This window comes from Streptomyces sp. S6, from assembly GCF_054880855.1.
Map to the genome: position 1 here is coordinate 1 of NZ_JBTYMC010000705.1, position 811 is coordinate 811.

The following is an 811-nucleotide window of genomic DNA, read 5'->3' on the forward strand; positions in this document are numbered from 1 at the left end:
TGAGGTTCCCCCTGCTGGCCGGGCAGCTTGATACTGGGACGGATGGTCCCGGAGGAAGCAGTCACAGGTAGTGAGTAGCAAGAGCAACATGAGTAAGCGGTACACGGCCGAGTTCAAGCGGGACGCGGTCGCCTTGGCGTTGTCCTCGGAGAAGACGGTCACCGAGGTCGCGAGGGATCTGGGCGTGAGTCCGGAAGGGCTGCGCGGGTGGGTGAAGCAGGCGAAGGCCGACCGCGGTGAGGGGCCCGCCGGGGCTTTGACCACTGCGGAGCGTGAGGAGTTGGTCCGGCTGCGGCGGAAGGTTCGCGAGCAGGAGGCCACGATCGAGGTTCTGGGAAAAGCGACCGCCTTCTTCGCTCAGGACAAGATGAGGTAGACACCGTGGCACGGTGTCGTTTCATCGATGCGGAGAAGGCATCGGAGGGTAATCCTGCAGGTCACAGCGTTGCGTTTCTGTGCCGTGTGCTGGGAGTGCCCCGTTCCACCTACTACGCGCACAGGGCGTCACGGCCGGCCCGGACGGTGCGGGAGCGGGCCGAGGAGGTGCTGGTGGGCGAGATCCGGGTGCTTCACGCCGGATCTCGCGGTGCCTACGGGGCCCCGCGGATCCACGCCGCTCTGCGGCGGGCCGGGCGGGTGGTGAACTCCAAGAAGATCGAGCGGCTGATGCGCAAGCACCGGATCGTCGGGATCACCCGCCGCCGTCGGCGGGGCCTGACCCGGCAGGCGAAGCGGGCGGTGTTCGCGCTCGACCTGATCGGCCGGGACTTCACCGCGCCCCGGCCCGGGATGCGACTCGTCGGCGACATGA

At 67.9% G+C, this 811-nt stretch carries 2 protein-coding genes; both read left to right on the top strand.

The features are described 5' to 3' along the window. The first annotated feature begins 88 nt into the window (after positions 1-88). Entirely contained in the window at positions 89-376 is a 288-nt protein-coding gene (locus tag ACVNF4_RS36595; protein WP_269246258.1) for a transposase, read from the top strand. Between the two features lie 95 nt (positions 377-471). Beyond that, positions 472-811 (top strand): IS3 family transposase (locus ACVNF4_RS36600; protein ID WP_461807118.1); only part of this gene is annotated, 340 nt, incomplete at its 3' end.

Bases quoted from the DNA above. Each gene is read 5' to 3' on its own strand.
- ACVNF4_RS36595 (WP_269246258.1), top strand. From the start codon at position 89: ATGAGTAAGCGGTACACGGCCGAGTTCAAGCGGGACGCGGTCGCCTTG.